Below are 16,702 nucleotides of genomic sequence, written 5' to 3' on the forward strand. Positions count from 1 at the left end.
TTTTTAGTCTTGATGCTTTAAACATCGGAGGTTTTTAAAACTTTTGTTTTTTCTCTCCACGCCCATGGTTCGCGTCCTCACGAACCATTTGCTTATGCTTCATCAAACTACTGGCTTTCTTCAATAAACCTGATAGGTTTGTTTGCTTATTTTGTTGATAAAATCCTGACAACTTCAGCATGCAAATTCGTTATTTTTGAAGAACCGTTATTATTCTACAACGGTTAATTCTTTACCGCATATATGTACTTAATTTTTGATACTGAAACCACTGGTTTACCACGCAATTACAATGCACCGATTACCGATACCGATAACTGGCCGCGCTGTATACAGATTGCCTGGCAGCTGCACGATGAGATGGGGAGATTGGTTGAACATCAGGATTATCTGGTAAAACCAGAGGGCTTTAATATTCCGTACGATGCCGAAAGGATTCACGGTATTTCTACCGACCTGGCTGCCGAGCAGGGTATTGACTTTGATGAAATGCTGGCCAAATTTAATGAAGTTTTAGGCAAGGCCAAGTTTATTGTTGGACAGAATGTTGGCTTCGATGTAAACATTATGGGCTGCGAATTTCACCGTTTTGGTGTAGCCAACCGCTTGGCCGAACTGCCCGTTTTAGATACCTGTACAGAAGTTACTGCCCAATTACTCCAATTGCCCGGTGGTAGGGGTGGAAGGTTTAAATTACCTACTTTAACCGAATTGCACGCTTATTTATTTGGGGTGCCATTTAACGAGGCGCACAACGCAACTGCCGATGTGGAGGCTACCACGCGCTGTTTCTTGGAGCTGGTAAAAAGAGAGGTTTTTAAAAAAGAAGAATTACTGGTAGATGCCGAATACTTTCCGCGTTTTAGGGAGGTAAACCCAGCAACAATTGAAGGGGTTGGCTTAAAGCACATCAATTTAAAAGCTGCTTCGGATGAAATCCGCAGGCGCCAGCAAAAAGCCGAAGGTGGTGGAATTTCTAAACAGGAACTTGCCGGTAATAAACAGGAGCTTGCTGCTGCAACTTTTGTGCACCTGCACAACCATACCCAATTTTCGGTACTGCAGAGTACTATTAGCATCCCTGATCTGGTAAAAGCAGCTGCGGCCCAAAAAATGCCAGCAGTAGCCATGACAGATCATGCGAATATGATGGGGGCTTTCCACTTTGTAAACCATGTTTTAAACCACAATAAAGCTGCCGAGGCTAAAAATGCTGCGGCAATTGAAGCTGGCGAGCGCCCTACAGAGGTGGTAATGACGCCTGTGGTCGGGGTGGAGTTTTTTGTATGTAACAATCACTTAGACCGTACCGCAAAAGATAACGGCTACCAGATGGTACTTTTGGCCAAGAACAAAAAAGGCTACCATAATTTAGCTAAAATGTCGTCTATAGCCTATACCAAAGGTTTTTATTACGTTCCACGTATAGATAGGCAGATTATTGAGCAATATAAAGAAGATATTATTGTGCTTTCGGGTAATCTTGGCGGAGAGATTTCGAACAAGATCTTAAACCTTGGCGAAAACCAGGCCGAAGAAGCATTGCTTTGGTGGAAAGCGCAGTTTGGCGATGATTTTTACATCGAGGTAATGCGCCACAACCAGGAAGATGAAGACCGTGTAAACGAAACCCTGGTTGCGCTGGCCCGGAAACATGCTGTTAAACTGATAGCCACCAATAATACCTATTACGTAAATAAAAAAGATGCCAATGCGCACGATATTTTGCTTTGCGTAAAGGATGGAGAGAAACAGGCAACGCCGATTGGCCGTGGCCGTGGCTACCGTTATGGTTTGCCAAACCAGGAATATTATTTTAAATCGGGTGATGAAATGAAGGCCCTTTTTGCCGATCTGCCCGAAGCGATTTTAAATATCCAGGAAATTATAGATAAGATTGAGATTTATAAACTCGCCCGCGAGGTGCTCTTACCTAAATTCGATATTCCTGATGAATTTTTGGTGGACGAAGATGAGGCTGATGGCGGAAAGCGTGGTGAAAATAAATTTTTAAGGCATTTAACTTACGAAGGGGCAAAACGCCGCTACGGTGTTTTAAAAGATGATGTTATTGAGCGTTTGGATTTCGAGCTGGCTACCATCGAAAAAACGGGTTACCCCGGTTACTTCCTCATTGTACAGGATTTTATTGCCGAGGCACGTAACCTGGATGTATCGGTAGGGCCTGGAAGGGGATCGGCAGCTGGTTCTGCTGTTGCTTACTGCCTGGGTATTACCAATATCGACCCCATTAAATACGATCTGCTTTTTGAACGTTTCTTAAATCCCGATAGGGTTTCCATGCCCGATATCGATATCGATTTTGATGATGAGGGCCGTGGCCGGGTTATGGATTATGTAATTAACAAATATGGGTCGAACCAAGTGGCCCAGATTATTACTTACGGTACCATGGCCGCAAAATCATCCATTCGCGATACTGCACGTGTGCTGGATCTTCCACTGTTCGAGGCTGATAAAATTGCAAAGCTTATCCCCAATATGAAGCTGGCCAAAATCTTTAACCTCGATGAAAAGAGTTTGAAAGAAGCTTTGCGCCCAGATGAGTACGAACGCGTGGTAGAACTGAAGAACCTGGGAAGCCTGAAAGATTTGAGCGCCGAAACCATTCAACAGGCGCAGGTTTTGGAAGGCTCTTTAAGAAATACAGGTATCCACGCCTGTGGGGTAATTATTACACCTAGCGATATTACCAATTTTGTTCCGGTTTCGGTTGCCAAAGATTCTGACTTATATGTTACCCAGTTTGATAACTCGGTTGTAGAAAGCGCAGGTTTGTTGAAAATGGATTTCTTGGGCTTAAAAACCTTAACCCTGATAAAAGATACTGTTAAACTGGTAAAAAAGAGGCATAGCATCGACCTTAACCCTGATAATTTCCCGATTGATGATGTACTTACCTACGAGCTTTTCCAGCGTGGCGAAACCATCGGGATTTTCCAGTACGAGAGTCCGGGGATGCAGAAATACATGAAGGAGCTTAAGCCAACGGTTTTCGACGATTTAATTGCCATGAACGCCTTATACCGCCCGGGACCGATGGAGTATATTCCCAGTTTCGTTCGCCGTAAAAATGGTGAAGAGGAAATTAAGTACGATTTAGATGCCTGTGAGGAATATTTAAAGGAAACTTACGGAATTACGGTTTACCAGGAGCAGGTAATGCTTTTATCGCAGAAACTGGCTGGCTTTACCAAAGGCGAGGCCGATGTTTTGCGTAAGGCAATGGGTAAGAAACAGAAAGACGTTCTGGATAAAATGAAACCTAAATTTGTGAAACAGGCGGCAGAAAAGGGTCACGATGCCACAACTTTAGAGAAAATATGGAAAGATTGGGAAGCTTTTGCGTCCTACGCCTTCAACAAATCGCACTCTACCTGTTACGCATGGATTGCCTATCAAACGGCATACCTAAAAGCACATTACCCTGCCGAGTACATGGCTGCGGTACTTTCTAACAACATGAGCGATATTAAGCAGGTGGCTTTCTTTATGGAAGAGTGCCGCCAGATGAGTGTTACCGTATTGGGCCCCGACGTAAACGAATCTGACCTGAAATTCTCGGTTAACGCCAAAGGAGAAGTCCGTTTTGGTATGTCGGCGGTGAAAGGCGTTGGTGAAAAAGCGGTAGAGAGTATTATTGAAGAACGGTTAACCAACGGACCGTATAGCACGGTATACGATTTTGCAAAACGGTCTAACACCCGTATCGTTAACAAAAAAGCTTACGAGAGTTTTGTGTACAGCGGTGCTTTTGATGCTTTTGGCGGACACAGGGCTCAATATTTTTACATTGGCCCCAACGATAAAATGAACGGCATTGAGAAGATTATCAAATATGCCAACGATTTTCAGAACAATGAAAATACCTCTCAGGCTTCGTTGTTCGGAGGCTCAAAAGCCGATCTGATTTTAGAGCCATCGCTGCCTGTTTCGCCTGAGTGGGCCTTAATGGACCGTCTAAAATATGAAAAAGATGCCATCGGGATTTTCCTTTCGGGGCACCCATTGGATAACTATAAACTGGAACTCGATAAGTTTTGTACCCATAGCGTTAAACAGCTCAGCATTATCAATAAAGTGAGGATGGGCGATAGCAATGAAGAAGTACTGGCCGAATTTGATAAACTGAAAAACCGCGAGCTTTGTGTAGGCGGTTTGGTGGTAACAGCTTCGCAACGGATTACTAAAACAGGTAAGCCTTTTGGAACCTTTGTTTTTGAAGATTATGACGATGCCAGTGAAATGGCCCTGTTTGGAGAAGATTTCTTGAAATTCAAATCATTTTTAACCGAAGGCTATTTCTTGCAGATCAGGGGTAGGGTAGGCGAACGTTTCGGCAAAGCAGGCGATTGGGAATTTAAGATTACCGCCATTAACTTAATGTCTGAACTGAGGGATAAACTGGCTAAAAGTTTAACCATCCAGGTGCCTATTGAACGGGTTAATGATCAATTGATGCGCGAAATCGAATCGATATTAGCAGACAATAAGGCAAACTCAGAGCAACAGAACTGCCAACTTAACTTTGCTGTTTTTGATAGCGAAAAGCAGATTATGCTCGATTTACCTTCCAAGAATCTGAAAATAAACCCTAATAACAAGTTTCTGGAACAATTGCTCGGCCTAAATGTTGTTAATTATAAGCTTAACTAAGGTAAAAGGCCGAAGGTAAAAGGCTGAAGGCTTAGGCGCTCAAAACCTTCCACCCTCAACCTTTATACCCTCTACCTCAAAATAATGTCAAATTGACATTACAGATGTGTTGGCATTACAATTGAATACATATATTTGAACATAAAAAAAATAATTATGGCATTAGAAATCACAGATGCAAACTTCGAGGAGCTTGTATTAAAATCAGATAAACCCGTATTAGTAGATTTTTGGGCAGAATGGTGTGGCCCTTGTCGCATGGTTGGTCCAGTAGTAGAAGAAATTGCTAAAGAATATGATGGTAAAGCGGTAGTTGGAAAAGTAAACGTTGATAACAACCCTCAAATTTCAATGCAGTTTGGTATCCGTAACATCCCAGCTTTATTATACTTTAAAGATGGCCAGGTGGTAGATAAACAAGTTGGTGCAGTTCCAAAATCGATATTAGCCGATAAATTAAACAAGCAGTTAGCTTAGTTTAAGCATAAAGCCAAAAGGTGAAAGCCCGAAAGCTTGTAACATATTTAAAACCCAAGTTCATTTGATGGATTTGGGTTTTTTTTATGGAAAATATTTTTGTTTCTTTAATAAAAACTACAAATCATGCCCATTAACCTATTTAACCATAAAACTCTTGGTGTTTTACTCGCAGGATTAGCCTTTAACTGTGCAAATATTGCCTGTGTTTCGGCACAAAACCCGGTAGAAACCAACGAACCCTCTGCAGATTATAAGCCGGCCTTTGAAGGACAGACCAGAATTGCAGGTGTAAAAACGAAAACAACACTTGATGTATCTGTTTTAAATGAGAAATTAGAAAACCCTTGGGCCATTTCTGTACTGCCTAACGGGGGTTTTTTAATTACCCAAAAACAAGGTACCATGGTTATTCTAACTGCCGACGGAAAATCGAGCAAAAAGATAACAGGTTTACCTAAGGTAGATCCATCTGGTCAGGGCGGTTTATTGGATGTTACCCTCGATCCGAACTTTGCCAAAAACAGGATGATTTACTGGGCGTATTCAGAGCCTCAGGATAAAGGTGTTTTATTGGCCATTGCCAAAGGCAAATTATCGGCCAGCGAAACAACTGTAGAAAATCAGACCGTTATTTACCGTGCAACACCTGCTTACGGCGGTAAATTGCAATACGGCTCGCGCATTGTTTTTGATAAAAGCGGAAACCTCTTTGTGAGTACCGGCGAGCGCTCGGGCGGCGATATCAGGATCCAAGCGCAGTACTTAAACTCTTCGCTGGGCAAAATTTTACACCTTACCACTGATGGAAAAGCTGTTGCCAATGGTCCGTTTGCAGGCAAAGCCGATGCCAAGCCAGAAATTTATGCTTTGGGTTTACGCAATCCTGATGGCCTGGCCATTAACCCGCAAACCGGCGATTTATGGGAGGCAGAATTTGGTCCTAAAGGTGGCGATGAAGTAAATATTATTAAACCGGGTAAAAATTATGGCTGGCCAATTATTACCTACGGAACAGAATATAGCGGTAAAAAAGTAGGCGATGGCATTCAGCAAAAAGAAGGAATGGAGCAACCGGTTTATTACTGGAATCCGAGCATTTCTCCGGGCTGTATTGCATTTTACAACGCAAACAGCATTCCCGAATGGAAAGGAAATCTGTTTGTTGGCGGCTTGGGCGGTTCGCACATTATCCGTTTGGTAATTAAAGATAACAAGATTGTTGGCGAAGAAAGATTACTGGAAGGAAAAGGAGAGCGTTTTAGGGATATGGTAGAAAAGGATGGAGCACTTTATACCGTAACCGATAACGGCCATCTGTATAAAATAGCAAAGAAGTAATTTTAAGCTAAATACGATGCAGACCTCGCAGGTTTTAAAAACTTGCGGGGTCTTTTTTATTCCCAAACCTATCAGGTTTTAAAAATCTGATAGGTTCTTTAAGTTTTGCCTGTTAAAATTTTGGAAGCTTCCAAAAAACTGTGCTATAATCTTTATCCCAGATTCATTGATCGAATTATAAATTAGACCGCGAGTTAAATCTTCGAAGTCTATTGATATTTAGGCAATAACGGTGTCAATGTGATTTTAGCATTCCAATTTCGGCATGCTAATTGCTCTTACACAAATATTCCCTATTGTTTTGTTGTGATTATACTATGTTATCAAAACATTGACAATATACTAATGGAATACTCATTAAAAGAAAAAAGGAACGCCGGTATTTTATTTACTTTTTATGATCCTTTTAAATCATTACATAGCCTTGGATCGTGTTCAATATCTAGTGCATCAATAGTATTAATTATTGATACGATCCATAAGAATTATACTGTGGAAAAAAAATCTACAAAGGGCGGAATAGATATTGACTATTATTTTCATGATTCGGGAATGGTTTGGGATAAGAGGAAGTGTCTTAAATTTAATAAAAAAGCAAATTCATTAATGTTGATTGTTGAAGATGGGTTACCAAAACATTTGAGGCCAACTTGGGATGAAGCAACTAACAAAAGAATTTTGACCTTAGATAGAAGATTGCAAAAACCTGCAAGAGCATTCATTAATACTGTTGAAGAAGAAGTTGGGATACAACTAAGAATTGTGCAGGCAATGAGAACTATTGCTGAACAAAATGCTTTATACAATCAAGGTAGAACAACGCCTGGAAATATTGTAACTAAAGCCAAAGGAGGGACAAGTTATCACAATTATGGCTTAGCTGTTGATGTTGTAATTGTAAAAGAAGGGCATGCGGTTTGGAGTATTTTACCTAAGGAAGTGGTTAAAATTGGAGAGCAGCTTGGATTTGAGTGGGGAGGAAACTGGAAAGGTTTAAAGACTACCCGCATTTCCAGATGACTTTTGGTAAGAGTATTAGAGATCTAAAAAACAAAAAATAAAGAATGAAAGGGCTTTATATATTTTTAATTGGTATAATTTGTTATGGCATTAAGGATTGTGCCGTTGATAAAAGTCCGGTTATAGTTTCTACAGATACGTTATTGATCATCAGAAAAATACAGTCAGATTTTTTATCGATCAATAAACAGCTGAAATTTTTCAAAAAGAAAAGCAGAAGTGCTTCAGGAATGTCGGCAGAAGGTGGAGAAGTTGTTGGCTATTATGATAAAGGAGCAATTAAAAAGATACACTGTGTTTTATATGGGGAAACCGGAAAGTCTGAATCCGAATACTATTTTAACAGTAAAGGCCTGTTTTTCTTCTATGAAAAAGACTTTTTTTACGACAAACCGATGTATTTGAAAGATTTTAAGGTTAAAAGTGTTGTTGAAAAACGGTATTATCTGTACGGAAATCAAGTGATAAAAAAAATAATTAAGCCGAATACACAATCTGTTTTATCTTATCCTAAAATCAAAGAAGAACTCATGCGGGTTATGAATATTTTAAGTGAAGAATAGATTTCTGGATAAATTTATTCTAATTCATTACTGAACATTAGGCAATTGATAAAAAGCTTTTAAAACCTGCTAGGTCTTTTTTAAAACGGTGGGTTTTGCGTTAGGGATTGTAAGGGTTTAGTACCGATCCTTCATCGGTACCGGAGCGCAGCGCAGCCCTGAAAAGCCCGGCCTTTGCGCAGCTTAGGTAACGCCCAGATCAGTTTACAGTTATCAGTTTACAGTTTTCGGCGTTAGATTTAAAATAGAAATTTTAAGTATCAATTTTTTTGAAAATGAGCGGTTCTACGTTAATCGCATAGTGCAGCCCTGCTATCCCTCCAAGTCCTCGCTCGTGCCTCGCTGTGGGCTTTCCGTTCTATCAGGTTTATTAACAAAGCCGGAGGTTTTTGGGGCGGCAAAGAATCTGATCAGACCTCGAAGGTTTAATTCGATGTTAATCTTGTTTTTAAAGGCCTCATTGAGTGCTACGCCGTTTAAAAACCTTCGAGGTCTTTTTTAAAACGGTAGGTTTTGCGTTAGGGATTGTAAGGGTTTAGTACCGATCCTTCATCGGTACCGGAGCGCAGCGCAGCCCTGAAAAGCCCGACCCTTGGGTAACGCCCAAATCAGTTTTCAGTTGGTAGTTTTCAGTTGGCAGTTTTGTGATTTCAGTTTACCTATACTTAACCTCTAAAACTTCGGAAGTATTGGCTAATTTTTAATTTTTTTACTAAATCTTTTATTAGCTTTACCTTATGCAGGCCGTAAACTACGAGAACGAAACAAGCTATGGAAATTTAGAATTGCTTGCCCAGCAGGTGGTAGAGGGTTTTATTACTGGCTTGCATAAAAGTCCGTTCCATGGCTTCTCGGTAGAGTTTGCCGAACACCGCCAGTACAACAACGGCGATAATGTGAAAAATATCGATTGGAAACTATACGCCAAAACCGATAAACTTTATAGCAAACGTTTTGAAGAAGAAACCAACCTGCGCTGTCAGTTTGTAATCGATGTTTCTTCGTCCATGTACTTCCCCGAACCCAAAAACAACAAACTTGTTTTTGCTATTCAGGCCACGGCTTCGTTAATATACCTGTTAAAAAAACAGCGCGACGCCTTTGGTTTAAGTCTGTTTACCGATGAAATACTGTTGAACTCACCTGCAAAATCTACCACCGTACATCAAAAATATTTATTTGCCCAGTTAGAAGAGCTGTTGCATAAACCAAAGGTACATGCGCAGACCAATTTGAGCGAAGCCTTGCACCAGGTTGCAGAATTGATCCATAAACGTTCACTTGTTATTGTTTTCAGCGATCTGTTCAACTCGCAAACCAGTCACGATAAAACAGATCAGTTTTTTGATGCCCTACAGCACCTTAAGTTTAACAAACATGAGGTGGTGGTTTTTAATGTGGTAGATAAGCCAAAAGAAGTTGATTTTGACTTCGAGAACCGTCCTTACCAGTTTATTGATATGGAAACCGGCGACACCATTAAGGTGCATGCCAACCAGGTAAAGGAAAATTATACTGCCGCGGTTTCTGCTTACCGCGAGCAAATTGCCCTAAAATGTGCGCAATATAAAATTGACCTGATAGATGCAGATATGAACGAAGGTTTTTACCCCATTCTTCAGGCATATTTAATAAAAAGACAGAAATTGGGCTAAAGCTCATTTTTTGGTGAAACAACAGGCAGGGAGCGCTGTTAATTAATAACCGATTTAAATTTAAAACCCGATACTATGTTAGAAAAAGGCGCAATGGCACCCGATTTCGAATTGAATGCTACACCTGATCAAAAAATAAAACTAAAAGATTTTAGGGGCAAAAATGTAATCCTGGCTTTCTATCCGGCCGATTGGAGTCCGGTGTGCAGCGACCAGATGGCGCTTTATAACGAAATGCTGAAGTATTTTAGTAAGCACAATGCACAGCTTTTCGGTATTTCAGTTGATAGTGTTTGGTGCCACCTTGCTTTCGAAGATAACAGAAAACTGCACTTCCCGTTATTGGCCGATTTTGAGCCAAAAGGTGAGGTTTCTAAAGCTTATGGCGTGTATGATGAAAAAACTGGCGAAAGTAAAAGAGCTCTTTTTGTTATAGATGAAGAGGGGAAAATTGCCTGGAGTTATTTATCGCCTGTGGCAGTTAACCCGGGCGCAGATGGAATATTGGATGCATTGGAAGAGTTAGCAAAAAAATAGTATGAGCACATTAAAACCTGATTTAAACAGCCTTGATCATATTCAGGGTGATGAAACGGCCACTATAAGTATTGTAGAGTTTGGCGATTACCAATGCCCTTATTGTGGCAATGCCCATCCCATTTTAAAGGAAATTGAAGAAGCTTTCGGAAGTCAGATCAAGTTTGCTTTCCGCAATTTTCCACTGGTAAATGCCCATGAATTTGCATTCCCCGCTGCAATAGCCGCCGAAGCAGCTGGCTTACAAAATAAGTTCTGGGAAATGCATGATGCCCTTTATGAAAATCAATACCGCTTAAAAGCCGATCTGTTTAACGAGCTTGCCGAAACCATTGGGTTAGACCTGGAACAATTTGAGCAAGACAGTACTTCGGAAGCCATAAAAAAGAAAATAGAAGACGATTTTGAAAGCGGTGTACGGAGCGGGGTAAACGGAACACCATCTTTTTATGTAAACGGAAACAAATTTGATGGAGGCGCAACGGATCTTTACCAGATGCTCAAAGAAAGCACGGAATAAGGAAAGAGGTGGGATGGAAGAGGTAAGATGGAAGGTGGAACAGGTGAGATGGAAGATGTGAAATGGAAATAACACCTTAATCTAGGGTAAAAGTAATGTGTTTTATAAATTTTATCCTAATATTCTTAACTACGTGCATCTCGCAATCATTCTCAGCTAAAAGTTGGGTAAAAATGATGGATTGATTTGGTTTGAGTTTAACCTGTTTTTTAAGGTCATAAGCATTATTGCAACCTTTGGTCACGTCACCATCCAGCCGAAAGGAAATATCAGTTATTGTTTCTTTGGTAGTATTTTTTATGGTGATTTGGGCAAAAGTCCTTGAATCGTTGTCCCGGGTGTATTTTATATCTTTTACGTAAACTGTATTTTTCCGCTTAGTGGTATCTCCTGATTCTGATCTGGCAGATTTAGATTCTTGATGAGTCTCTGCATTAATCTGTGTTATTGGACTGTTTACCCCAGCCGGCATTTTCAAAACTGCATGACTTAGAATCAATAATATTCCTATTTCTTTAACAAGCATAATTATGCGGTATTATGTTTTAAAGGTTAGCCTCAATTTAGTTGAATGTTTGGCGGTAAAGAAACGTAAGTTATTGTTTTTTTTTAAAAGAAACCTATTGTAGCATTTTTGCGCCTATCATAAAGGATTTTAAACTAAAAAACCTCATGTATTTTGCAATACATGAGGTATCAGATAAGGGTAACCGGAAAACTAAAAAACTAATTATGAGTTTTTAGAATTTAACAAAATTGAAATCGCTTCGTGTTTTGTTATTTCAAAGGTGCACTTCATTTATGAAGTTTTAGTGAAGAAACACCCACGCTGCTGATATAGTTATTTATGTTACATTGCTAAGATACAGTCCTTACCTACATTCATCAGTGTCTTTTCTTCCCTTTGATTATAACGTCAAACAAATTAGAAACAGCTTATTTTCTGGTGTAAAGGCCTTGCAGAGATGCCAATGCACTTAACAATTTATCCTCATCGCCAGCAAGGCAATAGTATTTAATTCCATTTTGATCGTTATCTGGCTCCCCTTCGCGTTTATCAATAACGGGGTAAACGGATTTAATTTTCGGATTGCTATATTCGGGACTAACCTTAAATCCTTTCCAGGTATTTATCTGCGATTTATGGGTTGTTTCTTCTTTGGCGTGGTCTGAACTGACAAAGGCTTTTCCGATGGTAAAAACCCCGAAGTTCATTTCTTCATCAATGGAAAATGAATTGGCCGTAATTTTAAATTCAGTTTTTACACCATTGTGCAGACTAATGTCAGTTCCGCCGATGGCTTTTGCCAGGAGTTGATTAATGGTTTTTACGATTTCGGCCTTGGTTTGAGCGAAGCCGCTGAAGGATGCCGCCAGCAATAGGACCAGCGTGAGTTTTGTTCTCATAATTATTTAGGTTTTAATTTGTGTGTAGCTAAACTTAACCAATTATCTTTTTAAAACATATACCTAAAAATGGGTAAATAAAAAAGGCAACCAGATAAACTGATTGCCTTTGATGTGCTGCTGATAAAACTATAAATTTCCCCTCAGTTCCTGCTCGCGCTCTAACGATTCGAAAAGAGCCTTAAAATTACCGGCACCAAAGCTTTGTGCACCTTTACGTTGGATAATTTCAAAGAAGAGTGTTGGTCTATCCTCTACAGGTTTGGTAAAAATCTGTAACAAATAGCCTTCCTCATCACAATCAACCAAAATGCCAAGGCTTTCCAATAAAGCTATTTCCTCATCAATTTTACCTACGCGCTGTGGCATCATATCGTAATAAGCTTCTGGTGGGGCACTTAAAAATTCTACACCACGGGCTTTAAGTTCTTTAACTGTTTTAACAATATCTTTGGTAGCAACGGCAATGTGCTGTACGCCTTCTCCTTCATAATATTCGAGATATTCTTCAATCTGCGATTTCTTTTTGCCTTCTGCGGGTTCATTAATCGGGAATTTAGAATAACCATTCCCATTACTCATTACCTTACTCATTAAGGCAGAGTACTCGGTATTGATCTGCTTATCGTCAAACGATAAAATGTTTACAAAGCCCATAACGTCTTCATACCACTGTACTGCTTCGTTCATGCGGTTCCAGCCAACATTACCAACACAATGGTCAATATACAAAAGGCCGGCATCAGCAGGTTGGTAATCGCTTTCCCAAACGCGGTAACCCGGCATAAAAGTTCCGTTATAGTTTTTGCGTTCGATAAACATATGTACCGTTTCACCATAGGTGTAAATACCGCTCATTTTAACCTCTCCATGCTCATCGGTTAAGGTTTTAGGCTCCATATAGGGCTTTGCACCGCGTTTTGTCGTTTCTTCGTAAGCGCTGTAAGCATCATCTACCCAGAGTGCCAAAACCTTTACGCCATCGCCATGTTTTTTTACATGCTCAGCAATCGGATGGTCTGATTTTAAAGCCGTGGTTAAAATCAGCCTGATTTTTCCCTGTTGCAATACATACGATGAACGGTCGCGCACACCAGTTTCGGGACCAGCATAGGCAAGGCTTTGAAAGCCAAAAGCAGTTTTGTAGTAATGCGCTGCCTGCTTGGCGTTACCTACATAAAATTCGATATAATCGGTTCCGTTAATCGGCAGAAAATCTGGTGCTTTTGATATTTTTTCTGCGAATGTTTGTGTTTCCATTGTTATTGGTATTAAGTCCGAGGTCGGAAGTCCGAAGTCGGATGTGTTGTTGTTAAATGTTGTAAGGTTTTGAATAATTCTTAGCCATTTTTATCTTCGGACCTCGGTCTTCGGACTTTTGACTACTCTATATTAATCTGCCAGCTTTTATGGTAATTTTCATCTTCAATTTCCAGTGCATCTTCTGTAATCATCAAAGGTTTAAAAGGATCGATCATTACGGCCAGCTCATCTGTTTTTTCCTTTCCTATCGATTTCTCTACTGTACCAGGGTGTGGCCCATGCGGAATTCCGCCCGGGTGTAAGGTAATCTGCCCTTTAACTACGCTTTTGCGGCTCATAAAATCCCCATCAACATAATACAGTACTTCATCGCTATCTACATTGCTGTGGTTATAGGGTGCAGGAATGGAATCGGGATGGTAATCGTACTTACGTGGAACAAAAGAGCACACCACAAAATTGTGGCCCTCAAAAGTTTGGTGCACCGGAGGCGGTTGGTGTAAACGGCCGGTTATCGGCTCAAAATCGTGAATGGAAAAGGCGTATGGATAATGGTAGCCATCCCAACCTACATAATCAAAAGGATGTGTGCCATAAGTATAAGGATAGATGAGCTCCTGTTTTTTAATCAGCACTTTAAAATCGCCATATTCATCGTGTGTTTGCAGGTTTTCGGGCAATCTCAAATCGCGTTCACAGTAGGGCGCATGTTCCATCAACTGGCCATATTGGTTTAAATACCTTTTTGGTGGCCTTAGCGGACTAAAACTTTCTACAATGAACAAACGGTTCTGCTCGGTATCAAATTCCATTTGGTAAATGGTACCTCTGGGTATAATCAAATAATCGCCATAGGCAAATTTAATTTCGCCAAAACCTGTTTTAAGTTTCCCGGTACCTTCGTGGATAAAGATCATTTCATCAGCCTGGCTGTTTTTGTAGAAATAATCGGTCATCGATTTTTTTGGGGCGGCCAAAACAATATGCAGATCGCTGTTAACCAAAACAGGCTTTCTGCTTTTCAGAAAATCATCTTCGGGTTTAATGTTAAAGCCGATTAAACTGGTATGTTTTAAATGTTTTTCGCGGGCAATTTTGGGCGCTACACTATAAGGTTCTCCTAAATGCTTTACAATGGTTGGCGGATGACAGTGATAAACCAATGAGTACAAACTGGAAAAACCTTCGGTTGATACCAATTCTTCGGCATATAGATTTCCATCGGGTTTACGAAAAACCGTGTGTCGTTTAGCTGGAATCTGCCCCAATTTATGATAAACAGGCATAATAATGTATGTTATGGTTAGAATGAAAAAAATCCTAAGAAATAAACAATTAAAACGTCAATGCGTTTCAACTAAAAGAGAAAAGGAAAATAAATTACAGAGAATACTGGGCCATGATCAGCTTGGATAGCATCTTGTAGCGACGGGCAGCAATGGCGTCGTTCACTAAAGTAATATGTAATGCTTTTAAGATCATTGTTTTAATGCAGCCAAGGTAAGTATTTTATTTAAAAGTTGAAATTTTAATTACCTTTAATTGCTCACTTAATCATCCTATTATATGAAATTTATCTTTACATTCTTAATTTGCCTAACTTTAGGCTTCAGCGGTTTTGCGCAACAAAGGGCCAAATACAAAATCAAAGTTGTTGAAAAGGACGGGAAGGTTACACGTGGACTTTTTTATGCTGCAAGTGATGATGGATTAATGGTAATCAAGAACCGGAGAGATACCGTAAAACTGAGCGCCGATCATATTACCGCATTGTACATTCACCGTAGGGGGATTGTTGCTCCTTTGGCCATAGCTGGAGGTTTGGCCTTTTTCGTTATTGGTGTGCAGAGCGATAAACTGGTAGAATCGGTAGTGTTGATTGTTGCCGGTGTACCTGCCGGTGTAGCTGGTGGATTGCTTATTGGCGAACTTTTATCCAACAAAAAATATTACAAACAGCTTGAGGCAAAAGATTTTCCACTGATAAAATCAAACCTTCAAAAGTATACAGTGTTAAAATAATACCATTTAAGTTTTATTTTGAATTGCCGAATTTCTTAGCTTTACCGCGTATTTAACCAAATGATATATGAAACTAGTATCCTATAAAACCGAAGACAGAGAGCATCTTGGCGTATTTATAAATGGTCATATTTATAACCTCAATAGCTGTGATAAGCTGATTCCGGATAATATGAATGCTTTTTTACTAGGTGGTGAAGTATTGATGGAAAGGGCAAAAAAGGTGGATAGCCAGATCAAAGACAATAGCTTAGTGGCCAAAGAAGAGATTTTTTATGAGCTTTTGGCACCTGTTCCGCACCCTACAAGCTGCCGCGATGGATATGCTTTTAGACAGCATGTTGCAGCAGCCCGCAGAAACAGGAAAGTAGATATGATCCCTCAGTTTGATGAATACCCGATCTTTTATTTTACCAACCACAATGCCATTCAGGGCACAGGTGAAATTGAATGTATGCCAGATCATTTTGAGAAATTGGATTTCGAACTAGAACTGGCCATCGTTATCGGTAAAAAAGGTAGAAACATAAAGGCGGCCGAGGCCGATGAATATATTGCCGGATACATGGTGATGAACGATATGAGTGCACGCACCCTGCAAATGGAAGAAATGCTTTTAAACCTTGGTCCTGCTAAAGGAAAAGATTTTTCTACCGTTATTGGTCCTTGGTTGGTAACACCCGATGAGCTGGAGCAGTACAGAGTAGCACCAAAAGAAGGCCATGTAGGTAATGCTTATAACCTGAAAATGACCTGCCGTGTAAATGGTATCGAAGTTTCTAAAGGAAATGCTGCAGATATGGACTGGACTTTTGCCGAAATTATTGAACGCTGTGCTTATGGTGTAGATATTCTTCCGGGCGATGTAATCGGATCGGGAACGGTTGGTACAGGCTGTTTCCTGGAATTGAACGGAACCGGTTTACTGAACGATCCAAACTATAAAGCCCAATGGCTACAGCCGGGAGATGTTGTGGAGATGGAGATTACAGGATTGGGCGCTTTAACCAATAACATTACCAAAGCAGATACGGATTTTTCGATTTTGGGGTTAAAGAAAAAGTAAAATAAACAGAATAGCAGTTTAATGAAAAGACCGTCCTTTAGATTTGTATTGGTCTTTTATTTTAAGGATTACAAATATTTAATTTGCTTAAATTATTAATCAGATTACCTAAAGCGGTAGCGGCACATTAAAATGTCGTCAAGGTTTTTATGCC

Annotated in this window: 14 protein-coding genes; 10 read left to right on the top strand and 4 right to left on the bottom strand. The window is 40.1% G+C overall.

All coding sequences use genetic code 11. From position 1 onward, the window contains the following. The first annotated feature begins 243 nt into the window (after nt 1–243). The 8 genes from dnaE to ACS5PU_RS14055 all read left to right on the top strand — a co-directional run bounded on the left by dnaE (nt 244) and on the right by ACS5PU_RS14055 (nt 10,790). The gene (dnaE, locus tag ACS5PU_RS14020; RefSeq protein WP_439459783.1) at nt 244–4,677 is read left to right on the top strand and encodes a DNA polymerase III subunit alpha; all 4,434 of its coding nucleotides are present in this window, start codon (nt 244–246) and stop codon (nt 4,675–4,677) included. Between the two features lie 156 nt (nt 4,678–4,833). Next, a complete protein-coding gene (gene trxA / locus ACS5PU_RS14025) occupies nt 4,834–5,154 on the top strand; it encodes a thioredoxin (protein ID WP_113948464.1) in 321 nt (106 codons plus the stop codon). 126 nt (nt 5,155–5,280) lie between these two features. Beyond that, nucleotides 5,281–6,495, top strand: a complete 1,215-nt coding sequence (locus ACS5PU_RS14030; protein ID WP_439459784.1) for a PQQ-dependent sugar dehydrogenase — start codon at nt 5,281–5,283, stop codon at nt 6,493–6,495. A gap of 345 nt (nt 6,496–6,840) precedes the next feature. Beyond that, nucleotides 6,841–7,515, top strand: a complete 675-nt coding sequence (locus tag ACS5PU_RS14035; RefSeq protein WP_439459785.1) for a M15 family metallopeptidase — start codon at nt 6,841–6,843, stop codon at nt 7,513–7,515. A 44-nt stretch (nt 7,516–7,559) separates the two neighbouring features. Further along, a complete protein-coding gene (locus ACS5PU_RS14040; protein ID WP_439459786.1) occupies nt 7,560–8,078 on the top strand; it encodes a hypothetical protein in 519 nt (172 codons plus the stop codon). A gap of 737 nt (nt 8,079–8,815) precedes the next feature. After that, on the top strand, nt 8,816–9,733 hold the full coding sequence (locus tag ACS5PU_RS14045) for a DUF58 domain-containing protein (protein WP_439459787.1): 918 nt from the start codon (nt 8,816–8,818) through the stop codon (nt 9,731–9,733). Between the two features lie 75 nt (nt 9,734–9,808). Then, nucleotides 9,809–10,270: a redoxin domain-containing protein gene (locus tag ACS5PU_RS14050; RefSeq protein WP_439459788.1), complete on the top strand. Its 462-nt coding sequence runs from the start codon at nt 9,809–9,811 to the stop codon at nt 10,268–10,270. Nucleotide 10,271: 1 nt separating this feature from the next. Next, complete coding sequence (locus ACS5PU_RS14055; protein ID WP_439459789.1) at nt 10,272–10,790, top strand: DsbA family protein; 519 nt, start codon at nt 10,272–10,274, stop codon at nt 10,788–10,790. A 76-nt stretch (nt 10,791–10,866) separates the two neighbouring features. Here the strand turns inward: ACS5PU_RS14055 and ACS5PU_RS14060 are convergent, their stop codons facing one another. The 4 genes from ACS5PU_RS14060 to ACS5PU_RS14075 all read right to left on the bottom strand — a co-directional run bounded on the left by ACS5PU_RS14060 (nt 10,867) and on the right by ACS5PU_RS14075 (nt 14,746). Further along, complete coding sequence (locus tag ACS5PU_RS14060) at nt 10,867–11,316, bottom strand: hypothetical protein (protein WP_439459790.1); 450 nt, start codon at nt 11,314–11,316, stop codon at nt 10,867–10,869. 410 nt (nt 11,317–11,726) lie between these two features. Next, nucleotides 11,727–12,197 carry a hypothetical protein gene (locus ACS5PU_RS14065; RefSeq protein ID WP_439459791.1) on the bottom strand — a complete coding sequence of 157 codons (471 nt, stop codon included), beginning with the start codon at nt 12,195–12,197 and terminating at the stop codon, nt 11,727–11,729. 129 nt (nt 12,198–12,326) lie between these two features. Beyond that, the gene (gene hppD, locus ACS5PU_RS14070) at nt 12,327–13,457 is read right to left on the bottom strand and encodes a 4-hydroxyphenylpyruvate dioxygenase (protein ID WP_439459792.1); all 1,131 of its coding nucleotides are present in this window, start codon (nt 13,455–13,457) and stop codon (nt 12,327–12,329) included. A 122-nt stretch (nt 13,458–13,579) separates the two neighbouring features. Then, nucleotides 13,580–14,746, bottom strand: coding sequence for a homogentisate 1,2-dioxygenase (locus ACS5PU_RS14075; RefSeq protein WP_439459793.1), 1,167 nt, complete (start codon nt 14,744–14,746; stop codon nt 13,580–13,582). A gap of 280 nt (nt 14,747–15,026) precedes the next feature. Between ACS5PU_RS14075 and ACS5PU_RS14080 the strand changes: the two genes are divergently transcribed. Together ACS5PU_RS14080 and ACS5PU_RS14085 are read left to right on the top strand one after the other, a co-directional pair. Beyond that, on the top strand, nt 15,027–15,482 hold the full coding sequence (locus tag ACS5PU_RS14080; RefSeq protein WP_439459794.1) for a hypothetical protein: 456 nt from the start codon (nt 15,027–15,029) through the stop codon (nt 15,480–15,482). Between the two features lie 67 nt (nt 15,483–15,549). Beyond that, complete coding sequence (locus ACS5PU_RS14085; protein ID WP_439459795.1) at nt 15,550–16,548, top strand: fumarylacetoacetate hydrolase family protein; 999 nt, start codon at nt 15,550–15,552, stop codon at nt 16,546–16,548. The last annotated feature ends 154 nt before the right edge of the window (nt 16,549–16,702 follow it).

This window comes from Pedobacter sp. GSP4 (genome assembly GCF_051857575.1).
In the GTDB taxonomy this organism is placed as follows: domain Bacteria; phylum Bacteroidota; class Bacteroidia; order Sphingobacteriales; family Sphingobacteriaceae; genus Pedobacter.